The sequence below is a fragment of the Nocardia cyriacigeorgica genome, from assembly GCF_010868145.1.
Classification (GTDB): Bacteria; Actinomycetota; Actinomycetes; order Mycobacteriales; family Mycobacteriaceae; genus Nocardia; species Nocardia cyriacigeorgica_D.
The window spans coordinates 1-25,364 of the sequence record NZ_JAAGUY010000013.1; the positions used below are offsets into that span (position 1 = coordinate 1).

Consider the following 25,364-nt stretch of genomic DNA (forward strand, 5'->3'; position numbering starts at 1 on the left):
GGGCTCATCCCCGCGCGTGCGGGGAGCGCGTGAATGCAGCGCGCAGCGTGACCCCCGACGTGGGCTCATCCCCGCGCGTGCGGGTGCGGGTGCCGGTTTCGAAGTAAGGTCGATGACCTCGATACGGTCGTGGTTTCCGGAGTCGATGGTGAGATCGTTGTCGGGATCAGTGCTGTATGTGGCGGAGTTGGGATGCGAACCGTTGCTGTACGCCCAGAGAGTCCGGGCGTACGGGCAGACAGTGCGACCGAACAGACCGGACCGGACCGGACCGGGCAACCGTGCGAGTCCGAAGAGTCTAGTCCGAAGGTTCGACAGAGTTCTCCGATGCACCCGACGACCGTGGGCATTCGCGCTATCCGTGCTGTGCGTCAGATGCCGTGGGCGCGATACCACCTCGACGCGGCACCTCGCGCCGTGACAAGCGTTGCGGCTCTGATCGGCCATGCGTATCACCCGTTAGCCGGGGAACGGATCTGTGCCGTGCTGTGCGCGGCAAGTAGTCTCACGCTCGAGAAGTAGCCGACTCGGCGGCGGATGAATGTCGGATCGTCGTCGGCGCAATAGTGCTGGAGTTTGATGCGCTCGGCCGTCGGAGACTCGAGTATGAATACTTCGGGCGATGGTTGTTGTTTGAGCTGAATCCGCTGGCGGGCTGTGGAGGTGGAAAAGTAAACGAAGTTTCGGCTGCAGGTGGGTAGAGTGCCTGGTCAGGAATTGTGCTCCCCGAAGGCGCGGGGATGAGCCCTGGGACAGCTCACCGACGGCACGCGCGGAGGCGTGCTCCCCGCAGCCGCGGGGATGAGCCCATCGTCAAGTGGGCGGGCTTGCCGAAGCAGTAGTGCTCCCCGCAGGCGCGGGGATGAGCCCAGATGCATAGTCGCGCAGCCGCCCATCGCGCCGTGGTCCCTGCGCACGGACGGATGAGCCCGCGAACCAAAGTATGGCCCGTCACGGCCCTGCGCTACCCGCTATACGCGGTGCCGGGGAATTGGCTCATGCTGGAGAAGTGACCGAACTCGGCAGTGCACGAATGTCGTTGCGGACGCCGACCGTATGTGGCTTTTGTTCACCGACTGCTGTCCTGGTGCTGGGGGACTGTCGTTCAGGATCTGAGCGTATCGCTGGCTACCAGGCTTCAGGTGGCAGAAATTCAGGCTGGCTCTGTCGTCTTCCGATCGGCTGGTCGGAATAGGCAGAGTGGTGAGATCAATCTTGGACGCGTGACTTGTTTGGGTCGGCACATCTATTGCAGGTGCGGTGCTCGTGTATCGATCGCATGAGCACCTGCCCTGGCTGTTATCGGCACGCCAGTCCAACAAGTTGAGCAGTGGGCCGCGCATTCCCGCGTTTGCGGGGAACGATGAACTCGAAGAGGGGGTCATCCCGCGACAGCGGGAGTGGACGTTGGCCCGGCCCGTGCCTGTATACCGTTGCGCCTGTGGGTGCTCAGCCTCGGGGCATCATCCTTCGATCCCCAACTGATCCTTGACGGATTGAAGGTGGCTCTGTAGCACGACGGTCAGCCCTTCGAGCTGGTCGATTGTCCGCGCAAGGTCTCGACTGCGCGCAAGTTCGGCACTTCTCCAGCCGCTGACCGTCTGTCTAGGTATCGCGTACTGTCGGGCCACCTGTCGTTCTGCATCTTTGCCCTTAACTCCTCCCGCTACTCGCTCGCCGATGTCCGACAGCACCGCTGCCTTGAGCGCGGGATCGTGATTCGTCACCATTCTACTCCTGCAGGCTGGTCGATTTCTGAAACTCTAAGAGGTTCACGCGGAACTGCGTGAATGATACGCCCGAAGCGGCTGCGGGCAACATCTCGCTGTCCATCAAAGATCCAGCAGCACAGCACATTTGCTACTGGACAGTCTTGTTCGTAGGTATCGATGCTCTCTCGAGGAGGCGGCCCGTATGCGATAAATGCCGTGCTGACCATAACTCGCTGGGTGGTGGTCGGTCGTGCGTCCTTCAGCTCCGGATGCTTGGTCTGGTTGCTGGGTCGGATGTGAATCGTTTCGATGGCGTCGGCCGGTGGCTTGGTCGAGCCGAACAAGCGGCGGGTTTCCGCCAAAAATGTTTGCGCACCACAGATCATGGAACGCGCTGCTAGCTTGGTGGCGGCAGTTCCGTGACGTTGTGGCCGCACAGTCGGATACATTCCGCAAGGGCAGGTCCTCATGAGGGGGTGCATTGCTGAGCGCAGCGACCATGTCGGCATGGGCGAAGAGTGATCGCGAGGGCGGCAGTCTTTCGCTGGTTCGGCACCTGGCCGACTCTGCCGCCGTTGCCGAATGTGTATGGGACGCATGGCTTCCACTGCATACGCGACAGCTCATATCCCACGGACTCCCAGGGGGCGAGCGCGATGGCCGACTGTTGTTGTGCTGGCTTGCTGCGGTACATGACATCGGCAAGCTGACGCCGGCGTTCGCATGCCAGATGCCGGAGTTGGCTGACGCGATGCACGCCAAGGGCCTGACGATGCCCGGCGCCTTGGGCGGGCGCAAGTTGCTTCCGCACAACCTGGCGGGTCAAGTCGCTCTGGAGAAGTTTCTTGCCGGCCACGGGTGGACGAAAGTGGTTGCGGACACGTATTCGATTGTGGTCGGCAGCCACCATGGAATGCCGCCCACAGTGCGCGAGTCTGTGGGAGCGTCAGCTCATACGATCTTGCTCGGCGAAGGCCAATGGGAGAATTCACGAACTGAACTGCTTACGTTCGTTACCGAAAAGGTCGGTGCAGCAGAACGATTGGGCGCCTGGCGGGAGGTCGCGCTCACCATCTCGCAGCAGAGTCTTTTGACGGCCGCGGTGATCGTGACCGACTGGATCGCCAGTAACCAAGACTTGTTTCCGCTGAACGAGAAACGCGTATCGAGCACCGCGGCGCCCGAGGCGTGGCGGCAGCTCGGTTTGCCTGGACCGTGGCGGCCTCGCGCTCGGATACCGGGGATCGACCAGGATCGGCACGGCTTCATCCGCGGACGGTTCGGCTGGACCGAGTCGATGGCTGCCCGGCCGTTGCAGCTCGAATGCATGCGGATCGCTGCAGCCATGACGGCACCTGGCCTGCAGGTGATAGAAGCACCGATGGGGGAGGGGAAGACCGAGGCGGCATTGATCGCCGCGGAGATACTGGCACAGCGTTTCGGGCTCGGTGGCGTGTTCCTCGCCTTGCCGACGATGGCGACGTCGGACGCCATGTTCGGTCGGGTGGCGACATGGGCGGATAGGCTTCCGGACACGCCTTCGAGTATGTTCCTGGCCCACGGCCGAGCTGCGCTCAATCCAGAGTTTGCAGCCCTGCGCAAGCGCGGATTCGCATCGATCGGCCCCGACTGCGCGGACAGCGGTCTCGTCGCGCATGCGTGGCACGTCGGGAAGAAGGGCCCGCTGGCCAATATCGTGGTCGGAACGATCGACCAGGTGCTGCGGATGGCATTGAAGACGCGACATGTCATGTTGCGCCATCTCGCCTTGGCGAACAAGGTCGTGGTCATCGACGAGGTGCATGCGGCCGACAGCTATATGTCGACCTATCTTTGCCGGAGCCTCGAATGGCTCGGTGCCTACCGTGTCCCGGTGCTGCTGCTGTCTGCCACCCTTCCTCCTGCGCAACGCCGACAGCTTGTTCAGGCGTACCAGCGGGGTCGTGGCGACCAAGGTGGCCACGTCCCTGAAGAGACCGGTTACCCCCGGATCACCGTGTGGCCGAACCCGGGCCCGAGCAGACGGGTGCAGGCATCGAGCCGACGGATCGAGGGGATCCGGATCGAGCAGATATCGGATGATCCCGCCCACGTGGTGAGCGTCATCGATGATGCGACGGCTAGAGGCGGGGGAGTTGTCGGTGTGGTCTGCAATACCGTAGCCCGTGCTCAGGAGATCTACTCAGCGCTCACGGATGCCGGGATGACTGATCGCGAGCTCCTGCTTGCCCATTCCCGTTTTGTGGCAAGCCACCGCGCTGACCTGGAGGGCAAGCTGAGGGACCTGCTGGGACCGCCGAACCTCGACCGTCGGAGGCCGGATCGGTTCGTCGTCGTGGGCACCCAAGTCATCGAACAGTCATTGGACATCGATTTCGATCTGCTGATCACGGACCTGGCACCGATGGATCTGCTACTTCAGCGGATCGGTCGACTGCATCGGCATCCCCGCAATGGACGTCCGCCAGGATTGTCAGTGCCTCGCTGTCTAATCCGAGGCGTGGATTGGAATGTTGTGCCGCCCGAGCCTGTGGCCGGATCGCGCGCGGTGTATCGGACAGCGCGGCTGCTTCGTGCCGCCGCGGTCCTTCATGAGCTTGCGGTAGCGGCAATTACGGTCCCCGAGGATGTGCCAGGGCTTGTCGACGCGGCGTACGACGACAACTATGTCGCCCCTGAGATGTGGGAGGACGCGATGCAGTCAGCAGAAAACGACTGGCGCGACCATGGCGAAGATCAACGTCGGCGAGCGGAGTCGTACCTGCTATCCCGGCCTGGCGCCAACCGGACGTCACTACGAGGCTGGCTGGCAGCTGGGGTGCCCGACGACTCAGATGGTGCCGGTGGGCAGGCTCAAGTACGTGATGCCGAGGACACGATCGAAGCGATCGTCGTGCAGCGATTCGGTGACGAAATCCGTGCGCTCGACCGAGTTCCCGTGATCGGAGGAGCAGTCATACCGACTGAGACCGAGCCGCCATCCTGGCTGGCAAAGAAGGTGTCGGCATGCACAATCAGACTGCCCGCACACCTGACTCGATATGGCGCCAAGGAGAAAGTGATTCGCGCCCTCGAGGACACGTGGTACCCGGGATGGCAAAAGTCGCATTGGCTGGCAGGGGAACTGGTGCTGGAACTCGACGAGGATGGCGCGGCGATCGTGGCCGGACATCACCTTGACTACGACGGGCAATTGGGATTGCTGGTGCAGAAACGAGATGCCGCATGAACACGACAGCGATGAGCTTCGACCTGCTCGAAGAACCATGGATAGCCGTGACGAACCAGTACGGAACTACGCGTGAGGTGTCGCTGCGCGAGGTGTTCCGCGAGTCCGAGTCGATTGCTTCGGTAGCCGGTGAAGTGCCTACACAGGCTTTCGCTATTCTCCGGCTGTTGCTGGCGATTCTGCACCGAAGCGTTCACAACCGAGCCGGGGGTCCGGTGGAGGTCTGGCGTGACCTGTGGTCGGACTGGCCGGCCGATGCCATCGACGAGTACCTAGCCGAGCATCACAGCCGATTTGACCTGTTCGATCCTCGGGCGCCGTTTCTCCAAGTAGCGGACCTGCGCTCCGGTAAGGACGCGGTCAGCTCGCTCGACAAGCTCATCGCCGATGTTCCCAATGGTTCAAAGTACTTCACCACGCGCGCCGGGCGCCACATTCAGCGAATTTCTCCTGCCGAGGCCGCTCGGTGGCTTGTTCACGTCCATGCCTTCGATCCTTCTGGTATCAAGACCGGTGCCGAGGGAGACCCCCGAGTCAAGGGCGGCCGAGGCTATCCGATCGGGGTCGCCTGGAGCGGTGGTCTCGGCGGCGTGTTCCTGGAAGGTGTAAATCTCCGCCAAACGCTGCTGCTCAACCTGGTGCTGATGGACCTCAACAACGAGCGATACCCCAGCGATGATCTACCGCCGTGGGAACGGAAGCCGGATGGGGCGCGTGAACGGAGTTCAGGTGCCCCGACCGGCCCGGTCGATCTGATGACGTGGCAGAGCAGACGAGTGCGATTCGTCCGCACGGACTCATTCGTAACCGGCGTTGTCCTGTGCAACGGCGATGCACTTCCGCCATTCAATCAGCACCTTCTCGAGGCGATGACCGGATGGCGTTACAGCGAGATCCAGTCGAAGAAGGCGAACGATACGCGGCATTACCCCGTACTGCATGATCCGGACAAATCCCTCTGGCGAGGCCTGGCGTCCTTGCTGGGAGATGTAGCGAATACCGCCTCCATAGCAGGACGTTCCATCGCTCCTGGGGTAGTCGAATGGGCGAGCATCCTTCTGTATAGAGAAGTGCTACCGGCGACGCAGCCCATACGCCTGCATGCAACCGGAATTCAATACATCAACAACCAGTCCGTTGTCGGCGACATCGTCGACGACACGATCGGATTCTCAGCGGCACTCCTCACCCGCGATCCAGTGCTGCGGAATTGCGCTCTGACGGCGGTGAATATCGCCGAAAAGGCCGTCGACGCACTGGGCACCTTGGCGGCAGACCTGAGCGTTGCCGCGGGAGGCACACCGGAAGCGTCACGCGGTCGCGCCCGCGAGGCGGGATTCTTCGAATTGGAGGCGCCGTACCGGACATGGCTACGACATCTGCGCCCGCGCTCAGATGACTACAGCGACGAAGCCAGTCGATGGGAACGCGCTGTCGATCATATTATTCGTCGCCTCGGAGCCGAGTTGGTCGCGGACGCCGGCCAACAAGCATGGGTCGGTCGCGAAGTTCGAGATCGCTGGGTGGACTCCGCCCGAGCCGATCACTGGTTCCACCTACGGCTCAGCAAGCTCCTACCCGCCGGTAGGGCACTGGACAGTCGCACCGCGGAAGGAGCAATCGCCGATGACGAAATCGTCGACGTCGCATGGTGATCGGGAGGACGCGCTGGCCGCTTACGTCGGCAAGCAGGTTTCGGTGCTGCAGGACCGGTATCGGAGCCGTCACAGCGACGCGCTGGCCGCAATGGCGAAGCTGCGGCGAGGGGTGGGCGGGCAGCCGGGATCCAACCCGGAGCTATGGGAACTCACGCTCGGTCATATGCCCGAGGTACTCGTCACTCCGGAGTTCATGAGCTGTGACGAGCGAGACGGCGTGTCGACGGTGTGGGAGCGCGCTGCGTTCGATGCGATCACTCTGCATGCGTTGCATCAGCAGTCACGTGTCGGCCGAATGCACACAACCGGAGGAACCGTTGGTAGTGCCGCACAAGCACTCGGTGTGCTTGCAGGTTCCCAGCAGGCAGTCCAAGCTCGGTTTCAGGCGCTGGGCACCGCCACCGATCACGATGCACGGTTGGTTCATCTGCGCGGCCTGATCAGCCAGTTTCGAAGTTTCGATATTCCCCTCGACTACGCGCGCCTCGCTGTCGACCTGCGAAGACTCGACGACGGGTTCTATGCGGACCGCGTCTTGCTGAAGTGGGCGCGTGACTATCGGATCCGTGAGCAATCCGGAAAGACCCCAGATGCACCTGAGACAGGAGACTAGTAGTGACCAGAATGTTCGTCGACGTCCACATCCTGCAGACGGTGCCGCCCAGCAATATCAATCGCGACGACACCGGTAGCCCGAAAACCGCGGTTTATGGCGGTGTCCGGCGGGCTCGCGTCTCGAGTCAGTCATGGAAGCGCGCTACCCGAACCGAATTTCGCGAGCTGGTGGACCCGGCGAGGCTCGGCGTGCGGACGAAACGCGTTGTCGAGTTGGTCGCCGACCGCATAGGATCCGCCATCGCTGATGACGACGCCCGCCTCGCGGCTGCTGCGCAGGTGGTCAAGGACGCAGGAATCGTATTGGAGAAGCCGGCGAAGAAATCCAAGAAGAACGATGGTGCGGAGCCTGCGAATGCTGTCGATCTCGTGGAGCAGTCGAAATATCTCCTGTTCCTGAGTGCCGGACAGATCGACAGACTCGCTCAGCTCGCAGTAGATGCCGCAACCACGGGCGCCAAGACGGACAAGGCTACCGCCAAAGCCGCCGCCAACGGCGCCGACAGTATCGATGTCGCCTTGTTCGGGCGGATGGTCGCAGACTCAGCTGACCTCAATGTCGACGCCGCCGCTCAAGTCGCCCACGCGATCAGTGTCCATGCGGTGAACAACGAATTCGACTATTACACAGCCGTCGACGATCGCGCCCCCGAGGACAACGCGGGTGCCGGGATGATCGGAGTCGTCGAGTTCAACTCCTCTACCCTCTACCGTTATGCCACGGTGAACGTTTCGATGCTCGAGCAGAACCTCGGTGACGGGGCGGCTACCGTCCAGGCAGTCGAGGCGTTCCTGACGGCCTTTGTGCGCAGCATGCCGAGCGGAAAGCAGAACACATTCGCAAACCGCACATTGCCCGACGCCGTTGTGATCAGTGTTCGCACCGACCAGCCGGTGAACCTGGTGACGGCATTCGAAGAACCCGTTGGCGCTGCCGGCTCGGCACGGCCGGTCGCCGCGGCAAAAGCGCTTGTCGCCCGGTACTCCGCTATCGAATCAGCATTTGGTAACGGAGAAGCGAGTAACTTCGTGGTCGTCACTGCCGAAGGTGCCGACGCGCTCGGGGAGATCGCTGAGCCGGTGTCGTTTGCGACGGCAATAGCGGGTGTCTCCGAGCATGTTCATGCGGCCGTAGGCGCGCCGTGACCGTGCTGTTGATGAGGCTGGCCGCACCTCTCCAGTCTTGGGGTGTGAGCAGTCGGTTCGCGCGGCGCGAGACCCAACAGTACCCGTCCAAGAGTGGTGTCCTCGGCTTGATCGCGGCCGCGCAGGGACGGCGCCGGACCGACCCGATCGAGGAAGCACTACAGGATCTCGCCTTCGGTGTCCGCGTCGATCAGCCTGGGCGATTGGTTCGGGACTTTCAGGTTGCGCTCAGCATCGACAAGAAACGGTCGTTCCCGCTTTCTCAGCGCTACTACCTTGCCGATGCGGTGTTCCTGGCGGCCGTTCAGGGCGAGCGTGAACTCATCGGAGGAATCCGTGAGGCCTTGCGTCGGCCGGAATTTCCGCTTTACCTGGGCCGCAGGTCCTGCCCTGTCACTGAGCCACTGATGGTCGGAGACCTGTTGGAATGCTCGCTGGACCACGCTCTGCGGCAGGCCGAATGGCAGGCGGCGCGGTGGTACCGGCGGTCGCAGCAGCTCGAAGTCCATCTGACGATCTATCGAGACCTGACATTTGGCGACCAAGCGGAACAGAGTGAGCTCGTTCGTGACATGCCGCTCAGCTTCGACCCGGAACGGCGTGAATACGGATGGCGAACAGTAGTCGAGGACTCGACCACTGTGCACAATCCGGGAGGCCGTACTGGCCATGACCCACTGTCGGCTCTTGGGGGTTCTTGATGTTCCTATCCCGTGTCCAGCTCAACCCAGCTCGGGTCGGCACCAGGAAGTATCTCTCTTCGCCGCAGGTCGTGCATGCCGCGGTGATGTCGGCGTTCCCCCCGGGCGGGGAAGCGCGGGGTGAGAGCCGGTCCGGCCGTGTGTTGTGGCGAATCGACCGACGCGATATGGCTATCGACCTCTATGTCGTCAGCCCGGTCGAACCAGATTTCACGCATATCGTCGAACAGGCGGGATGGCCGACCACAACGGCCTGGACGACCCGGAAATACGCTCCGTTGCTGGATAGATTGACGGTGGGGCAGCAATGGCATTTCCGGCTCACAGCGAATCCGGTTCTGTCCACCTCCCACAACGCCGCACGTGGTCGCCCAAGGCTGAGCGGGCTCGATATCGGTGATCAAATGGCCTGGCTGGAACGAAAATCCGAGGGAAACGGCTTCCGGCTCGGGACTTGTGGTGGCCCCAATGGGAAAGTGCCCGATGTGGTGATTTCCGACCGCTCGGGTCGGCGTTTCCGACGGGGCAGGGCAACGGTGACGTTGTCGACGGCGACCTTTGAAGGCACGTTGCTGGTATCCGATCCGCCGGCGCTGCGATCGGCGCTGGTCAACGGTATCGGCCGCGCAAAAGGTTATGGGTGCGGTCTCATGACGCTGGCGCCCACTACATGACCGACCAGCCCGGTAGCCGTCCGGTGCGCATCGGCGAACTTGTTCGCGCACGTGATCGGCTGTCGTTTATCTATCTCGAGCGCGCGACCGTCCACCGCGACGGCAATGCCGTGACAGCTACCGATGAGCGCGGCGTTGTTCATATCCCGGCGGCGACGATCGGGGCACTGCTGCTCGGTCCGGGAACACGCGTGACGCATCAAGCCATGATGCTGCTGGCAGAAAGCGGCTCCACAGCAGTATGGGTCGGTGAACGAGGTGTGCGGTACTACGCACACGGTCGAACTCTTGCCCGCAGCTCACGTCTCCTCGAAGCGCAGGCAGCCGCTGTCTCGAATTCGACTTCCAGGTTGCGTGTCGCCCGGCGAATGTACGAAATGCGGTTCCCGGGTGAAGATGTCTCGCGCATGACCATGCAGCAGCTCCGCGGTCGTGAAGGTGCTCGCATCCGGCGGTTGTACCGCGACCATGCCGACCGTACTGGCATCGAGTGGAAGCGCCGCGATTTCGACCCGGACAACTTCGACGCCGGTGACGCCGTGAATCGGGCTTTGTCCTCGGCCACTACATGCTTGTACGGCATCGTGCACGCGGTAGTGGTGGCACTCGGTTGTGCACCTGGCCTCGGATTCGTGCACACGGGGCACGAACGATCGTTCGTGTTCGACTTGGCCGATCTCTATAAGGCCGAATTCGCCATACCCGCAGCATTCGATGCCGCGGCAGATGGCGGCGACGACATTCCAGGGACGACGCGACGCGCGGTCCGCGACGCCGTACAAACCGGCCGGCTGCTCGAACGGTGTTGCAAGGATATCTATGACCTCTTACTTCCCGACCAGCCCGACGGCGCAGAGGAATGGGATACCGACATCGTCGAACTCTGGGATCGGAAGGGCAACGTAGCAGGCGGCACGTCCTACGGTGACGAGGAAGTCCCGTGGTAGTGCTGGTTCTCAGCGCCTGCCCTGCTGGACTCCGCGGACACCTCACCCGGTGGTTCCTGGAGATCAGCCCGGGAGTGTTCGTCGGCGTTGTCAGCGCGAAGGTGCGGCAACTGGCGTGGGAACGCATCGTGGATCTATCCAAGGACGGCCGCGCGATCATGATTCACACGACGCGAGGCGAGCAACGGCTGGCATTCAAGGTTCATCGCCACGATTGGGAGCCAATTGATCTGGACGGGATCCACCTGATGCGGCGCCCCCACACCGCCGACCAGAAACAAGGCGGCGCACGTTCCGGATGGAGCAAGGCAAGCCGATACCATCGAGCGTCTAAACGCCGCAGGCATGGAGACACGAACGAAAGTGAATGAAATTCGCCCGAACAGCGAGTAAACGTGCAGATCAGCAAGTGTGCTCCCCGCACGCGCGGGGATGAGCCCACGGCAGCGTTCGCAGGGCTGGCATCGACGACGTGCTCCCCGCACGCGCGGGGATGAGCCCGCTGCCGCGTCGAACGCGCGGCGCGGTGCCTCGTGCTCCCCGCACGCGCGGGGATGAGCCCACAGGAGGCGCCCACCCTGAGGGGCAGGGGTCGTGCTCCCCGCACGCGCGGGGATGAGCCCAGAGGACGGCCGTTGTTGTCGACCGCCCCGAGGTGCTCCCCGCACGCGCGGGGATGAGCCCGGTGCGCGGCCGCGCGGGTGAGGGCAGCGTGTGTGCTCCCCGCACGCGCGGGGATGAGCCCGACGGGTTTGCATGCGCCCAGGTCGCTGGAGCGTGCTCCCCGCACGCGCGGGGATGAGCCCAGTGCCAACGTCATTGCGACGAGCGAGTCGAAGTGCTCCCCGCACGCGCGGGGATGAGCCCAGGCCCCCGGTCGCCATCGCCGGTACGGAAGCGTGCTCCCCGCACGCGCGGGGATGAGCCCTCGACGCAACCCGCACGATGGTCGACGCGGCCGTGCTCCCCGCACGCGCGGGGATGAGCCCGCCGGAGCGAGCGCCTGCACGACAGTCGAGACGTGCTCCCCGCACGCGCGGGGATGAGCCCTTGCCGCCACCCTCACCGAGGTGGCCGCCGGTGTGCTCCCCGCACGCGCGGGGATGAGCCCCGCATGAGCTCAACGATGTCGGTGGCCATCGTGTGCTCCCCGCACGCGCGGGGATGAGCCCTCCCCAGCCCAGCGTCTTTTCCGGCAGATGCCGTGCTCCCCGCACGCGCGGGGATGAGCCCGCCCGCGACGCCTGGAACGGCATGGCCGCCGAGTGCTCCCCGCACGCGCGGGGATGAGCCCAACGCGCTCGACAAGCTGCCCAACCATGAGGGGTGCTCCCCGCACGCGCGGGGATGAGCCCAGCATCCACCCGTGGCAGCACGAAGACGACAAGTGCTCCCCGCACGCGCGGGGATGAGCCCGGGGTAGGAATGGCTTTCTTCCGGGCGGGCGAGTGCTCCCCGCACGCGCGGGGATGAGCCCAAGGCCGCCCTGCCGGGTGCCGACCTCGCCGAGTGCTCCCCGCACGCGCGGGGATGAGCCCCCCGCCAGCTCGCCGGTATCCGGATCGACCGGGTGCTCCCCGCACGCGCGGGGATGAGCCCGCCCCCGGAATCCCTTCATCCACCTCATGGATGTGCTCCCCGCACGCGCGGGGATGAGCCCAACCACCCACAACACCCATTGAAACCGCAGGTGTGCTCCCCGCACGCGCGGGGATGAGCCCCCGGGTGGCGGACAACGACTCTGCCGGACACCGTGCTCCCCGCACGCGCGGGGATGAGCCCGACGGCGGAGACTCCAGCTTCCACGAGATCATGTGCTCCCCGCACGCGCGGGGATGAGCCCAGCTCGACCGCGACCCCCGCCAGCGCGACGACGTGCTCCCCGCACGCGCGGGGATGAGCCCGTATACCGGGTCGCGGTCGTCGTGGCCCTCGGGTGCTCCCCGCACGCGCGGGGATGAGCCCAGCACTACGCGCCGGACCAGCACACCAGGGACGTGCTCCCCGCACGCGCGGGGATGAGCCAGTCGGCCGATCCACCATGCAACGCTGGGAATCGTGCTCCCCGCACGCGCGGGGATGAGCCCATCGCGCCGACCGGCGGGCCCGCGAACGTGTGGTGCTCCCCGCACGCGCGGGGATGAGCCCAAGACGATCATCTACTCGGCCGAATGCGGCCGGTGCTCCCCGTAAACACGGGAATGAGCCTCCTTGGTGACGGCGTAGTTGACTTCGCCCTCGGCGCATCTCGCACACGATGCGTCTCCGCACGCGCGGGGGACGAGGATCGGCTTACCGTTGCCTGCTGCGTCGGGTAGAAGTCCACGATGGGGTGGTGTCTATCGGTACGAAAGTGCCAGAAAATGGCCTTGGCAACCTGTTGCCGGACAGTGTGCTGGCGCGGGGGCTAGAGTTGATGGTCTGGGAGGTTGCGGTGGTCGGATGAGGTCCCGGCCACAGCGTGGAGAGGTGGTGGCATGACTCAGCATCTGGGCGAGGCGAACGTCGAGCAATCGGCTGCCTCGCGGCCGGGCGGTGCGCCGGCCACCTCGTCCGATGGTGCAGCGGCACAACCCGCACGGCCAGCGACCCCAGGTCCCAATCCTGACGTGGTGCGCCAAGGGGGCACGGCGGCGGTGCCGACCTCGGCCTCGCGGCGGGTGCGGGCCCGCCTGGCCCGGCGGATGACCGGCCAGCGGGGCATCGCGGCGGTCAAGCCGGTGCTCGAGCCGCTGGCGACAGTGCACCGCGAGCTCTATCCCAAGGCGAACCTGACGCTGTTGCAGCGTGCCTTCGATGTCGCGGACGAGCGTCACGCCAAGCAGTTCCGCAAATCAGGTGACCCGTACATCACCCATCCGCTCGCCGTGGCCAATATCCTGGCCGAGCTCGGAATGGACACCACCACACTGGTGGCGGCCCTGCTGCACGACACGGTGGAGGACACCGGATACTCGCTCGACCAGCTCACCGCCGACTTCGGTGCGGAGGTCGCGCACCTGGTTGACGGTGTCACCAAACTCGACAAGGTCAACCTCGGTGCGGCCGCCGAGGCCGAGACCATCCGCAAGATGATCATCGCCATGGCCCGCGATCCCCGCGTGCTGGTGATCAAGGTGGCCGACCGGCTGCACAACATGCGCACCATGCGGTTCCTGCCGCCGGAGAAGCAGGCCAAGAAGGCCAAGGAAACCCTCGAGGTCATTGCGCCGTTGGCCCATCGCCTCGGCATGGCCACCGTCAAATGGGAGCTAGAGGACCTGGCGTTCGCCATCCTGCATCCCAAGAAGTACGACGAGATCGTGCGCCTGGTCGCCGATCGCGCGCCCTCGCGCGACACCTACCTGGCCAAGGTGCGCGCCGAGATCGTCAACACCCTGGCGGCCAGCCGGATCAACGCCATCGTCGAGGGCAGGCCCAAGCACTACTGGTCGATCTATCAGAAGATGATCGTCAAGGGTAAGGACTTCGACGATATCCACGATCTGGTCGGCATCCGCATCCTCTGCGACGAGGTGCGCGACTGCTACGCGGCCGTCGGTGTCGTGCACTCACTGTGGCAGCCGATGGCCGGGCGGTTCAAGGACTACATCGCCCAGCCTCGCTACGGCGTCTACCAGTCGCTGCACACCACGGTCGTCGGCCCGGACGGCAAGCCCCTCGAAGTGCAGATCCGCACCCAGGACATGCACCGCACCGCCGAATTCGGTATTGCCGCGCACTGGCGCTACAAGGAGACCCGCGGTAAGCACACCAGCGATACCGCCGAGGTCGACGATATGGCGTGGATGCGCCAGCTGCTCGACTGGCAGCGTGAGGCCGCCGACCCAGCCGAGTTCCTGGAGTCGCTGCGCTTCGACCTCAAGGCGCCGGAGATCTTCGTGTTCACCCCCAAGGGCGACGTGATCACCCTGCCGCAGAAGTCCACCCCGGTGGACTTCGCGTACGCGGTGCACACCGAGGTCGGTCACCGCTGCATCGGTGCCAGGGTGAACGGGCGGCTGGTCGCGCTGGAACGACAGTTGGAGAACGGCGAGGTCGTCGAGGTGTTCACCTCGAAGGCGCAGAACGCCGGACCCAGCCGCGACTGGCAGGGCTTCGTCGTCTCGCCGCGCGCGAAGGCCAAGATCCGCCAGTGGTTCGCCAAGGAACGTCGCGAAGAGGCGCTCGAGAGCGGTAAAGAGCAGATCAACAAGGAAGTCCGCCGCGTCGGGCTGCCACTGCAACGGCTCATGAATGTCGACGCGATGAACGCTGTCGCCAAGGAGCTGCACTACACAGATATCTCGGCGCTCTACACCGCGGTCGGCGAACACCAGGTCTCCGCCCATCACGTCGTCCAGCGCCTGATGGCGCAGCTCGGCGGCATCGGTGATGTGGAAAACGAACTCGCCGAACGCTCCACGCCGTCGACGACCCCGGCACGTCAACGTGTCTCCGGCGATGCGGGCGTGCTCATTCCCGGCGCCGCGGGCACGGTGGCCAAGCTGGCCAAATGCTGTACGCCTGTGCCCGGTGACGAGATCATGGGCTTCGTGACCCGCGGTGGCGCGGTGAGCGTGCACCGGATCGACTGCACCAATGCCGGATCGCTGCAGGCGCAGGCCGAACGCATCATCGAGGTGGAGTGGGCGCCGTCGCCGTCGTCGGTGTTCCTGGTCGCCATTCAGATCGAGGCGCTGGACCGCACCAGGTTGCTCTCCGATGTCACCAAGGTGCTCGCCGACGAGAAGGTCAACATCTTGTCCGCGTCGGTGGCCACCCACGGTGATCGGGTGGCGATCAGCAAGTTCACCTTCGAGATGGGCGATCCGAAACACCTGGGGCACATCCTCAACGTCGTCCGCAACGTCGAGGGCGTGTACGACGTCTACCGGGTGACCTCCGCAGCCTGAGTCGCGTGCCGCACAGCCCGGTGCCGGCGCACCCAGCTCTGGCTCTTGCGTACATAGCTCGAGCTCATTGGCGCGCGCACGCCTGTGGTTTCCTGACGCGCAGCCCGGGTTCTCCGAGGTTCGGCGGGGCCCCGTTCGGCTGGTGGTGATGTCATGGGGACTTGGCAAGGAACCCGGCGAGTTCGGAAACTTTGTCACAGGTCCGAGTCGGCGCGCCGTGGCGTATCCGGGGTCGGGCGGAGGGTCCTGTAAACTTTCCACCGCTTCAGCGGTGATAGCCGGAATCTGTTACGGTCTATTGCGTTTCACGGCGCTGGGTTACTGCTGCAATACGGATTGCGGGTCGCTATGGCTGGATGCACGGCACGATTGTCGGGGATGCTGATCGCACTCACCGTCGCTGTGTCGACCGCTACCGCCGGTACGGTCGCAGGTGGCGTGGCATCGGCACAAGCACCCGATCCCGCAGGCCCATCAACGAATTTGCCGATTGATAGCTGTCCTGCGCTGTACGCGTTGGGAATTCAGGGCACCGGGCAATCGTCCCCGGATGCCGCACCCACCACCGACACTGGAATGCTGTCGACGGTCTTCATGCCGATGATGGCCAAAGCGCCAGATGACGGGCTTGTCGACCGTGCCTACGTGCCTTACGAATCCGGATTCGGCGGCGCCACCGGCGGTGGGGTCGCGCCGTATTCGGAATCGGTAACCGGAGGGTTGTCGAGGCTACGCACCATGGCGAAATCGGTCGCCCAGCGCTGCCCGGACACCAGGTTCGGGATCGTCGGCTACTCCCAAGGCGCGCATGTCGCGTCGATGTTCGCCCAGGAGGTCGGGCAGGGCTCCGGTGTGCTGCCCGCCGAAAGAGTCGCGGCGGTCGCGCTGTTCGCCGACCCGACCCGCAACCCCGGCGCGCCGCTGTTTCCCGGCGCGCCGGGAAAGGCCACTCCCGATGCCGCGCCCGGCACCGAGGGCAGTGAGCTGGCCGAGATCGTCGCGCTGCCGCAAGTGCCTGCCAGCGGCGGCGGCATCGGTCCCGAACGTGACAAGGCGGAAAACTTCGGCGCACTCACTGGACGGGTGGCCAGTTTCTGTGCGGCAGGCGATCTCGCCTGCGATGCCCCCGAAGGTGCGCCCATTCTGAAGGCGGTCGCGAATATCGCGGGCCAGGCCAAGCTCAGCGGCGGCGACCCCATCGCCTCGCTGGTGTCGATCGCGCAGGCGCTCGCCTACACCTCCATCAAGACCGCCTCCAAGGTGGTCAACGAGGATATACAGGGCAACAGCCTGGCGAATCTGTCCATCTCGCCGAAGAAGTCGATCTCCCAGCGCCTGGCCGATGCCGCCGATCCGCGCGCACCGCTGGACATCCCGGCCGCGCTGCGTGCGCTGCTGAAAGTGGGGATGATCGGACTGAACGCGGTGGTCACCGTCGTGCGCTCGGTGCTCAACCCGGCCGCCATCGCCGATCTTGCCACCGCCGGGCTGTCCAATCCGCCCGCCGCGCTGCTGATGCTCGGCACCAAACTGATCGGCGCCATCCCACAGCTCATTCCGCCGACCACCGGCGTCCGGCTGGTGAACCAGGCCTTCGACGCGGTGGTGCAGAACATCACCGACAATAAAGAGCTGCTCAATACCACCACGTGGGTGCGTTATTGGGATACCGTCCAACGTCACGGCGCCTACGGCACGGCCACCGTGTCCGCCAATGGCGATTCGCCGACCAAGTTCGTCGCCGACTGGTTCGCCGCCGTGGCCCGGGATCTGGCCGGTACCTTCGGTTCCGGTAATACGCCGCAGGCGGGCTCGGGGACCGCGCAGGCTCCGGCACCGGGATTCGCCGTGCCCGACTCCGGCGCGTCGCCTTCACCTGAGGAATTCGGTACGGGACAATTTCCGTTTGGGACAGGAGTCGACGGCGCCTCCTATGGCGGCGCGGCTGCGGACCGAATCACCGAACCGATTGTGACGACCGAACGGATCGAGCCGACCGAACGACCCGACACACCCACTAGCTACCCGTTCTCCACGAACTGATCGCCGAGAGGGTTCGACGATGCGATACCACGTGCCCCGATCTGCGGGAATGGGGGAATGTTGAAGTCGTACAAACAGCTCAATCGCTGGTACGGCGCACTCGAGCCGGATACCGGCTCGGGTACCCGGGCACGCCCTGACGAGGAGAGCGCGCCGGTCGCCGACGAGGATGACGGCCCCGCGAGGTACCCCGATTACATTCACGACGACGAGGCGGTCGACCCTCCCGACCCGCCTGTGCGGCGCAGCGAATTCACCGGCGGCTGGTCGGATTGGGTGGCCGATCGTGCCCCGGGACCCGACGACGATTACACCCCGCGCGACGGTGATGTGGTCCGGTTCCCGTGGCCGGAGGACGAGCATCCGGAGATCGCCGAACCCGTCCGGCTCGGCACGACCCGCGAACTACGCGCCGCCGCGAAGCGGCCAGGGGTCGGGCGTGGGCGCACCCTCGCCGTGCTGATCGGGACGGTGTTGTTGTTGGCCGCCGCGGCGGCCGGTGTGCTGTATCTGCTCGGCGGCTCGGGCGATCGGCAGGCCGGCGAAGCGACCGCGGTGCAGTTCACCGCGGGCAGCTCCGATTCCGCTGTAGGGACGGTCGATCGCTGTCCCACCGAACGCACCGACGAGGTCGTGCGCGGCGCGGAAGCAGGCGGCACCGGCTCCGGCCCCGATGCGATCCTGCGGTTCCAGTACTCCTACTACGTCGACCGATCCGCAGTGCTGGCATGGGAAGTGGTGGCGCCAGGCGCGGCAGTCCCGCCGGTGTCGGTGATCCAGCGCGGGATCGACAGCGTCGCCGAGGGCACCACGCACTGCGTGCGCGTCGTGTCCCTGGAGCAGGGGCGCTACTCGGTCGAGGTGACCGAGTACCGGCCCGATGGTCAACCGGCCACCTACAGCAAGCAGATGGTCACCACTCAGGTGATCGGCGGCCGCACCCTCATCACGGGTATCACGGCCGGATAGAGGGAGAGCAGAGCGATGGGAGACGACTGGAGCCGCTGGCTCGACGACGCGCCGGAGGGCGGCGCGCCGTCGGACCGTTCCGGGCGCACGAAGGCCCCGGTGGTGCGGTTGCGCGGTGAGCGCGGCTCCACGCAGGGCGGGCGAGCGGGGCACCGGCCGATCTTGGTGGTCGGCGGCTGCGGTGGCGCCGGAACCACCACCACGGCATTGGGACTGGCGGGCGAGCTCGCGCTGTCGGGCACCCACACCGTCGCGGTCGATGCCACTGCCGCGGGTAGCGATCTCGGCCTGCGCGGCGCCGACGAGCATCTGCATCCGGTGAGCCTGCAGTCGTGGTTGTACGGGCGCGGCGGCGACGAACCGGCGCCGTTGAAGGAATGCCTGTCGCGGTCGACATCCGGGTTCGGGTTGCTGTGGCGCGACGCGGCACCGCTGCGCAGGCGTGCGAGTTATCTCACGGTCGGGCGTGCGGTCGACGATGCCGGCTACACCGCGGTTTACGACGGTGGCCACCCGATTGCCGGACGTCAGCTGCGACCGTTGCTCGACGACGCGGAAGTCGCTCTGGTGCTTGCCATTCCGGCCCGCACCGATGCGGCCAACCGGCTGCGGGTGACGCTGGAATGGCTCGATGACGAGTTCGGTGACGCCATCGACGGTCCAGGTAGCGGCATCGTCGGTGACACGACCATCGTCATCTCCCATCAGCAGCCCGGTGTCGACTCGCGGGTTGCCGACCATTTGCGTGAACACTTGTCCGGGTGGGTCCGCGACATCGTGGAGATCCCCTATGACGCGCATCTGGCGCGTGGCGAACTCGTCCGGCACATCACGCTGGACGAGCAGACGCGCAGAGCCTATGGGCGCTTGCTCTCCGGGGTGGCATCATGACCGCCGCCATGAATCTTCGCCGCCGCAGGCCCGAACCCGCACCCGCCGGGGTGATCGCCCCGCCGGAGTCCCGGCGCGCCCCCATCTGGGACCGCCCGGTGCCCGGTGCCGGGCGTGCGCCGCTGGTGTGGATGCTCGGCGTGCACGGCGGCGCCGGAGCCAGTAGCCTCGCGCACGTGCTTGCGCCCGCGGCGGATTCGGGCCGCCGCTGGCCCGGCGTCTTCGACCGCGAATCGCCCTTCGTCGTCCTCGTTGCCAGGGAGACCATTGCCGGTCTGACCCGCGCGCACGACCTGCTGCGCCAGCATCACGCCGGGTTCGCCGGACCGTCGGAGGTGCTCGGTCTGGTGACAGTGGCGGCGCGTCCGGGCCGGATGCCCGCCGAGATCCGCCGCTACCGCGAGGTCGTCGGATCGCTGGCCGGCCGGTTGTGGCAGGTGCCGTGGTACGAGGAATGGACTCTCGTCGAACCGGAGAAGCTTCCGGTCTGGGCACCGGGGGTGGAGCCACCGCTGAAGAAGCGCAGGATCGATCCGCTCGACGAAGTTCCCCTCGAGCTGCGCGATCTCGGTGCCGAGATCGTCGCGGCGGCACGAGAGAGCATCGCGGACGAGGCGAACGAGGAGGGGTCGCTATGAGTACGCCTGTCACCACACACCCGCCGGGGCACCGATGAGCGAACTGTCTGCGATGCCGTCGATATCCAACCCTCCACCCATCGAGAAAGGCACCCGATGAGCACGATCCTCCTCGCCGTGCAGGACACATACGGCACCGTTCTCGCCCAGGTGGGCAATCCGACACCAGAGGCGCCTCCCGGGTCGGAGAAGATCCTGCAGCTGGTGCGCTATCTCACCTGGTTCGTGCTCCTGTCGGGTATCTGCGGCATCACCTACGCCGGCGGTAAGTTCGCCTGGGAGAAGTGGACCGGTGGCGGCCTCGAATCGCCGAAGATGGTCGCGGGAGCCATGATCGGTGGTGTTGTCGCCACCAGCGCGGGCACCATCATGAACGCCGTCATCGGTACGTGAGGTCGACGATGTCCAGTGTGCGGGCCATGGAAATGCTGGCCTACAAACAGATGCCGGCCGAGGTCGTCGAGCCGATCATGCAGTTGCTCAACTGGCTGCTGTGGTTCGTGCTGATCGGATGCCTGGCCTGGATGATCGTCTCGGCGGGCAAGCTGTGGATCGCATTCCGCGGCGATCTGGCGATGAACGACTCCTCGCACGGTGTACTCATGAGCCTGCTCGGCGCGGGGGTGGCCAGCACGGCCTCCGGCATCGCGCTGGCGTTTCTGCCTGCATGAGTCGACGGCATCGAACAGAGAATCACCAGTCGATGAACTCCACAGTGTGTGCGTCCGGGTGCAGGCAGGCGCGATGGCGCGGCGTACGCGGCCCGGTAGCGGGTGCGTTCGCCGCGACACTGCTCCTCGCCGCGGCCGGCTGCGGTGGCGGGCAGTCGGGCACTGATCTGTCCGCCGCACCGTCCAATGTCCGGTGGGAGCCGTTCCAGGGTGTCGACCTGCCGCGCACCGACCAAGGGCCGAAGCGGGAATCCGGTGGCGCCGCCACGGGTTTCGACCGCTCCCCGCCCGGTGCCGCCATCGCCGCGATCACCCACACCGTCCGGCTGTCGGTGGCCACCGACAGCCAATGGCCGACAGTGGTCGCCGCGGAAGTCGTACCCGGTCCGGCCAGGGACGAGTGGGTGGTGAGCCGGGTGCAGCTCTCCATCACCGGGCCCGCGGCACCGGAGTACGCCCCCCGGCTGCTCGGCTACAAGATCACCGGATACACCGATGAACGTTCCACCGTGGACGTCTACACCGAGTATTCGGACAGTTCGAAGGCGGTGAACCACACCGTTGTCGAATGGTTCGACGAGGACTGGAGGTTACGTCTGCCCGACCCGGACTCGACCGAACGTCCGGTCGATGCCATCGACGAATTACCAAGCGACATAGTGATATTGGAGGCACCGCAGTGAGCGAGAAGAAGGAGTCCTACGCGCGCGATCGCGTCTCCTTCGGCCTCGTCGCGTCCGCCGCGGTGCTCACGCTCATCGTGATCGTCGGTGTCTTCGTCTATGTCGGAAGCGATGACGCGCCCGACGAGCAGGGCAGCGTGTCAGTCGTCGACGGGCCGGGGGCCGAGGGCTTCGCCGAACCCGATGCCGATATCTTCGGGCGCCGTGTTGACGTGCCGAACAATCCTGCGGGACAGCCACTTCCGCAGGACCCGGAGCTGCAGGCGACTCCGTCGGATCCGGACTGGCTGACGGCGGCACCCGCTGGGACCACCCAGCCGCGCGGCTGGCAGCGGGTGTACGGCGCATCGGTGCCCTTCTCCACCTCCGACGGTCCGACCCGCATCGAAGATGGCCTGGCCGTGGGGTATTCGCATACACCGCAGGGCGCGGCGCTGGCGGCGGCGCAGATCACCTATCGGCTCAACGCGCGTCCGGCGGACCGGGATCTGTACGTCCGGCAGGTCCGGGTCTCCGCACAGCAGATCGCCGCCTACGATCGCGCGCTGGAGGCAGATCGGCTACCGGAACAGCAGCCGGAGGATGTGACTCAGTACTTCGTCGCCCCGGACGCGTTCAAGGTCGATGACTACGCCGACGATATGGCCATCGTGCGCCTGGCTACGCGCGCCCAGGTGGTTGATGGCAAACAGTTGTGGGTGGCCATGCGGATGATCATGGTGTGGGACGCCGGTGATTGGCGGCTCAAACCGACCACCTCGCAGAACCCGCCCGCGGAATACATCGAATCGCTGCAGGGGTGGACGGCATGGTGACCGCAACGGACACACGGACTACTGAGACGGCCGCACGACGATGGGAAGCTCACGAGGGTGACAGGCGAACAGCTGGACCGGACCGATTCCCCGCACGACAACGAGGGGTTGACATGGTGAGGCGAATTGTCACGATCTTCGCGGTCATCTTCACGGTGATGATCGCGACGCCGACGGTGGCCTATGGCCAGACGTACGGCTTCGACGAGGCGTGCAACGAAATCCACGACACCCTCGACAATGTCGGTATTCCCGGCGTATCGCTCGGTGATGCCGCCTCGGCGGTGTGCAAGGCGGGCAATGCCGCCTCCCATCCGGACCAGGCCGCCACGGCGGTCAAGGACAAGGCCTGGGACTCGACCTTCGGCAAGGTCGTCGATTCCCTGATGAACGGTCTCGGTGAGGCGATCATCCTCGCGCTGACCTTCTGGATGAAGGTGCCCAACGAAGCGGTCAGCGATTCCGGTTCGCTGTTCACCAAGATCAACGACTACACCTATCAGGTGCAGATCCTGTTACTCATCGCCTCGGTGATGATCTCGGGGCTCAGATTGGCAGAAGCCAGACGCGGGGCCGTGATGAACGAGGCGGCCGAATCGTTTCGCATGTTCGCGCGCGTGGTGTTCAGTTCATGGATGCTCGGTGCGGTGATCGTGGCTGGAACCATCGCCTCGGACCGCTTCGCCGAATGGATCATCACCGACTCCACCAATGGCAATGCCAAGAACCTGGCCGAGTTGATGGTGAAAACCAGTAAGCTCCAAGCCTTTTCGCCCGGTCTTGTGCTGATCATCGCGATCGTTGGATTGCTCGGCGCGTTGGCGCAGATCGTGCTCGCCATCGTCCGGCAGGGCTTGCTGGTGATCGCGGCCGGTGTGCTGCCGCTCGCGGCCGCTGCCTCGGGAATGAGTACCGGCAAGCAGTCCTATCAGAAGCTGGTTGGCTGGATCATCGCCTTCATGTTGTGGAAACCCGTCGCCGCGATCGTGTACATGATCGCCTTCACCACGGCGGGTCACGTCGACGAGCTGACCAGCACCTCCGGGCTGCCCGATGCCGAACAGGCGCAGCGCATGCTGGTGTCGATCGTGCTGTTGTGCAGCGTGGCGTTCGTGCTGCCCGCACTGATGCGCCTGGTGACGCCTGCCGTCGCGATCGTCGGTAGCGGTGGTTCCGGTCTGACGGCAACCGGCGGCACGCTGCTGGCGGCGGCGGGCATCGGAGCCCTGGCGGGCACCAAGGCTGTCGGCGTCAAGAGCACCGCGACGCCGGGGTCGGCAGGCTTCGTCAGCGGGGCGGGCAGCCCGCCGCCGGGCGGAGGAGGCGGACGCGGCGGTGGTGCGCCACGTCCCACTCCGCCGCCACGCGGTGGTGGCGGCGGCGCGGGCGAACCACCACGAGCCTCCGGCGGGCCCGGGGGTGCGGCCGGGGTACCGTCCGGTGCGGCTGCCGCGGCAGGTCGGATCGGGGCGGCACGAGCCGCGACGGCCGGTATGAGCCGCGCAGATCAAGCCATGGGTGATGTCGCGGGTGACCGCTGGGCCAACCGCGCACCCGACCTCGGGAGGAGCACCATTCCGCGATGACGAGCACTGACACCTACGAGCGCCGTTCCTACGGCCTGTGGCAGAAACCGCGCAGCGCAGGCCTTTTCGGCCTGCGCTGGGAAGAGACCGTGCTCGGTTTCGTCGTCGTGATCACCGCACTGATCACCGCGATGGTCGGCGGTTTCCAGTGGGGTCTGATCGTGGGTGGCGTCGGCATCGCGGTGATGGTTCCACTGGTGTGGCGGACGGGGGGCCGCTCCGGCTACGAGACGGGATTGATGATGTTCAACTGGATGCGTTCGCGCAGTCGCGGCGAGCACGTGTATCGCGGTGGCAGGTTCTCCCGGATTCCCGGCGGGGTCACCCGGCTGCCAGGACTGCTGGCTCCGTCGAAGTTGTACGAGGGCATCGACGCGGGTGGGTACAGCTTCGGCATGATCCACCTGCCGCAGTTCGCCCAGTACACGGTGGTGTTGCGGGCCTGGCCGCAAGGCCATGAGGCGGTCGATCAGCCGGTGATCGATCGCTGGGTGTCGGCCTGGGGCACCTTCCTCGCCTCGGTGGGCCAGACCAGCGACATCGTCGCTGTCGTGCCCGTCATCGATACCGTGCCCGAAACCGGAAACCGGCTGCTCACCGAGGTTTCCACGATCACGCGGCCGGAGGCCCCCGAGCTGGCCCAGCAGGTGATGTACGAGCTGGCCACCGAATTGCCGCAGGAGCGGGTGCAGCTGCTGCCGCGCGTGGCGATCACCTTCAAGGCCACCACGGCCGAACGGCGCAAGAACCCGGCCGAGGAAGCGGTGGAGATCGGGCGCAGGCTACCCGGTATCTGCGCCGCGCTCGCCGAGGCGGGGGTGCGGGCCCAGCCCATGGCGGCCGATGAGGTGATCTCGTTCATCCGGCGCAGCTACGATCCTGCCGCCCAGGCCGACCTCGAGGTCGCCGCCGGTGACCCCGACGGCCACGGGCTGGATTGGGCCGATGCGGGCCCGATCTCGCATGACGAGAAATGGGATCACTTCGTGCACGACGGTGGCCGTTCGGTCACCTGGGAGATGGACGCGGCACCGGAGGGCGCTGTCGACGAACGGGTATTGCAGCGGCTGCTTGCGCCGAATCCCGAAGTGCCGCGCAAGCGTATCGCCATCGTGTACCGTCCGCATTCAGCCGCCGACGCCGCCGAGATCGTCGATGACGACTTCAAGAACGCGCTGGTGGCCCAGCAGAGCGAACGCGGAGTCGTCTCCGCGTCGGCGACATTGCGGGTCGGCGCCACCCAGCAGGCCCGTGAGGAGCAGGCGCGTGGCCACGGCGTGACCCGCTTCGGGGCGCTGGTGACCATCACCGAGCCCCTACGCGGCGATCTGCCGCGGATCGAAGCGATCACCCGTGACCTGTCCACACAGGCGCGGTTGAAGATCCGGCGGTGCTACCGCTATCAGGCGGCGGCCTTCGCGGCCTCACTCGGCTGCGGAGTGATCCTGCCCGAACACGCGACGATTCCGAAAGCACTTGCGGGGTGAGCGA

At 65.5% G+C, this 25,364-nt stretch carries 21 protein-coding genes and 1 CRISPR repeat array; of the genes, 19 read left to right on the top strand and 2 right to left on the bottom strand.

The features are described from left to right. Nucleotides 1-1,463: 1,463 nt before the first annotated feature. Together GV792_RS16520 and GV792_RS16525 are read right to left on the bottom strand one after the other, a co-directional pair. A complete protein-coding gene (locus tag GV792_RS16520; protein ID WP_163825021.1) occupies nucleotides 1,464-1,730 on the bottom strand; it encodes a hypothetical protein in 267 nt (88 codons plus the stop codon). After that, nucleotides 1,724-2,098: a hypothetical protein gene (locus tag GV792_RS16525; protein WP_163825022.1), complete on the bottom strand. Its 375-nt coding sequence runs from the start codon at nucleotides 2,096-2,098 to the stop codon at nucleotides 1,724-1,726. The genes GV792_RS16520 and GV792_RS16525 overlap by 7 nt, the downstream gene beginning before the upstream one ends. 95 nt (nucleotides 2,099-2,193) lie before the next feature. On the opposite strand from GV792_RS16525, the gene cas3 reads away from it, so the two are divergent. The 19 genes from cas3 to GV792_RS16620 all read left to right on the top strand — a co-directional run bounded on the left by cas3 (nucleotide 2,194) and on the right by GV792_RS16620 (nucleotide 25,360). Next, nucleotides 2,194-4,941 (top strand): CRISPR-associated helicase Cas3', encoded by a 2,748-nt coding sequence (gene cas3 / locus GV792_RS16530; RefSeq protein ID WP_163825023.1) that lies wholly within the window; start codon nucleotides 2,194-2,196, stop codon nucleotides 4,939-4,941. Beyond that, nucleotides 4,938-6,596, top strand: coding sequence for a type I-E CRISPR-associated protein Cse1/CasA (casA, locus tag GV792_RS16535; RefSeq protein ID WP_163825024.1), 1,659 nt, complete (start codon nucleotides 4,938-4,940; stop codon nucleotides 6,594-6,596). The genes cas3 and casA overlap by 4 nt, the downstream gene beginning before the upstream one ends. Further along, the gene (gene casB, locus GV792_RS16540) at nucleotides 6,568-7,212 is read left to right on the top strand and encodes a type I-E CRISPR-associated protein Cse2/CasB (protein WP_163825025.1); all 645 of its coding nucleotides are present in this window, start codon (nucleotides 6,568-6,570) and stop codon (nucleotides 7,210-7,212) included. Before casA ends, casB begins: the two co-directional genes overlap by 29 nt. A gap of 11 nt (nucleotides 7,213-7,223) precedes the next feature. Next, nucleotides 7,224-8,360 carry a type I-E CRISPR-associated protein Cas7/Cse4/CasC gene (cas7e, locus tag GV792_RS16545; protein WP_175584450.1) on the top strand — a complete coding sequence of 379 codons (1,137 nt, stop codon included), beginning with the start codon at nucleotides 7,224-7,226 and terminating at the stop codon, nucleotides 8,358-8,360. Continuing rightward, nucleotides 8,357-9,061 carry a type I-E CRISPR-associated protein Cas5/CasD gene (gene cas5e, locus GV792_RS16550; protein ID WP_163825027.1) on the top strand — a complete coding sequence of 235 codons (705 nt, stop codon included), beginning with the start codon at nucleotides 8,357-8,359 and terminating at the stop codon, nucleotides 9,059-9,061. The genes cas7e and cas5e overlap by 4 nt, the downstream gene beginning before the upstream one ends. Then, the gene (cas6e, locus tag GV792_RS16555) at nucleotides 9,061-9,735 is read left to right on the top strand and encodes a type I-E CRISPR-associated protein Cas6/Cse3/CasE (protein WP_163825028.1); all 675 of its coding nucleotides are present in this window, start codon (nucleotides 9,061-9,063) and stop codon (nucleotides 9,733-9,735) included. Before cas5e ends, cas6e begins: the two co-directional genes overlap by 1 nt. Beyond that, nucleotides 9,732-10,682 (top strand): type I-E CRISPR-associated endonuclease Cas1e, encoded by a 951-nt coding sequence (cas1e, locus tag GV792_RS16560; RefSeq protein ID WP_163825029.1) that lies wholly within the window; start codon nucleotides 9,732-9,734, stop codon nucleotides 10,680-10,682. Before cas6e ends, cas1e begins: the two co-directional genes overlap by 4 nt. Beyond that, nucleotides 10,676-11,053: a type I-E CRISPR-associated endoribonuclease Cas2e gene (gene cas2e / locus GV792_RS16565; protein WP_163825030.1), complete on the top strand. Its 378-nt coding sequence runs from the start codon at nucleotides 10,676-10,678 to the stop codon at nucleotides 11,051-11,053. The genes cas1e and cas2e overlap by 7 nt, the downstream gene beginning before the upstream one ends. A 40-nt stretch (nucleotides 11,054-11,093) precedes the next feature. Beyond that, a CRISPR array of direct repeats spans nucleotides 11,094-12,830; the repeat unit is 29 nt; unit sequence GTGCTCCCCGCACGCGCGGGGATGAGCCC. Between the two features lie 329 nt (nucleotides 12,831-13,159). Beyond that, on the top strand, nucleotides 13,160-15,577 hold the full coding sequence (locus GV792_RS16570) for a RelA/SpoT family protein (protein ID WP_163825031.1): 2,418 nt from the start codon (nucleotides 13,160-13,162) through the stop codon (nucleotides 15,575-15,577). A 378-nt stretch (nucleotides 15,578-15,955) separates the two neighbouring features. Continuing rightward, entirely contained in the window at nucleotides 15,956-17,620 is a 1,665-nt protein-coding gene (locus GV792_RS16575; protein ID WP_256670514.1) for a cutinase family protein, read from the top strand. A 57-nt stretch (nucleotides 17,621-17,677) separates the two neighbouring features. Beyond that, a complete protein-coding gene (locus tag GV792_RS16580) occupies nucleotides 17,678-18,589 on the top strand; it encodes a hypothetical protein (protein WP_175583007.1) in 912 nt (303 codons plus the stop codon). A gap of 15 nt (nucleotides 18,590-18,604) precedes the next feature. Then, entirely contained in the window at nucleotides 18,605-19,480 is an 876-nt protein-coding gene (locus tag GV792_RS16585; RefSeq protein ID WP_163825033.1) for a MinD/ParA family ATP-binding protein, read from the top strand. Next, nucleotides 19,477-20,118: a hypothetical protein gene (locus tag GV792_RS16590; RefSeq protein WP_163825034.1), complete on the top strand. Its 642-nt coding sequence runs from the start codon at nucleotides 19,477-19,479 to the stop codon at nucleotides 20,116-20,118. Before GV792_RS16585 ends, GV792_RS16590 begins: the two co-directional genes overlap by 4 nt. Nucleotides 20,119-20,214: 96 nt before the next feature. Further along, nucleotides 20,215-20,511: a hypothetical protein gene (locus tag GV792_RS16595; RefSeq protein WP_014351788.1), complete on the top strand. Its 297-nt coding sequence runs from the start codon at nucleotides 20,215-20,217 to the stop codon at nucleotides 20,509-20,511. 8 nt (nucleotides 20,512-20,519) lie between these two features. Beyond that, a complete protein-coding gene (locus GV792_RS16600) occupies nucleotides 20,520-20,789 on the top strand; it encodes a hypothetical protein (RefSeq protein WP_163825035.1) in 270 nt (89 codons plus the stop codon). A 32-nt stretch (nucleotides 20,790-20,821) separates the two neighbouring features. Beyond that, nucleotides 20,822-21,472, top strand: a complete 651-nt coding sequence (locus GV792_RS16605; RefSeq protein WP_256667919.1) for a hypothetical protein — start codon at nucleotides 20,822-20,824, stop codon at nucleotides 21,470-21,472. After that, nucleotides 21,469-22,287: a hypothetical protein gene (locus GV792_RS16610; RefSeq protein WP_163825036.1), complete on the top strand. Its 819-nt coding sequence runs from the start codon at nucleotides 21,469-21,471 to the stop codon at nucleotides 22,285-22,287. The genes GV792_RS16605 and GV792_RS16610 overlap by 4 nt, the downstream gene beginning before the upstream one ends. 113 nt (nucleotides 22,288-22,400) lie before the next feature. Further along, complete coding sequence (locus tag GV792_RS16615) at nucleotides 22,401-23,873, top strand: hypothetical protein (RefSeq protein WP_163825037.1); 1,473 nt, start codon at nucleotides 22,401-22,403, stop codon at nucleotides 23,871-23,873. After that, complete coding sequence (locus GV792_RS16620) at nucleotides 23,870-25,360, top strand: SCO6880 family protein (RefSeq protein ID WP_163825038.1); 1,491 nt, start codon at nucleotides 23,870-23,872, stop codon at nucleotides 25,358-25,360. The genes GV792_RS16615 and GV792_RS16620 overlap by 4 nt, the downstream gene beginning before the upstream one ends. The last annotated feature ends 4 nt before the right edge of the window (nucleotides 25,361-25,364 follow it).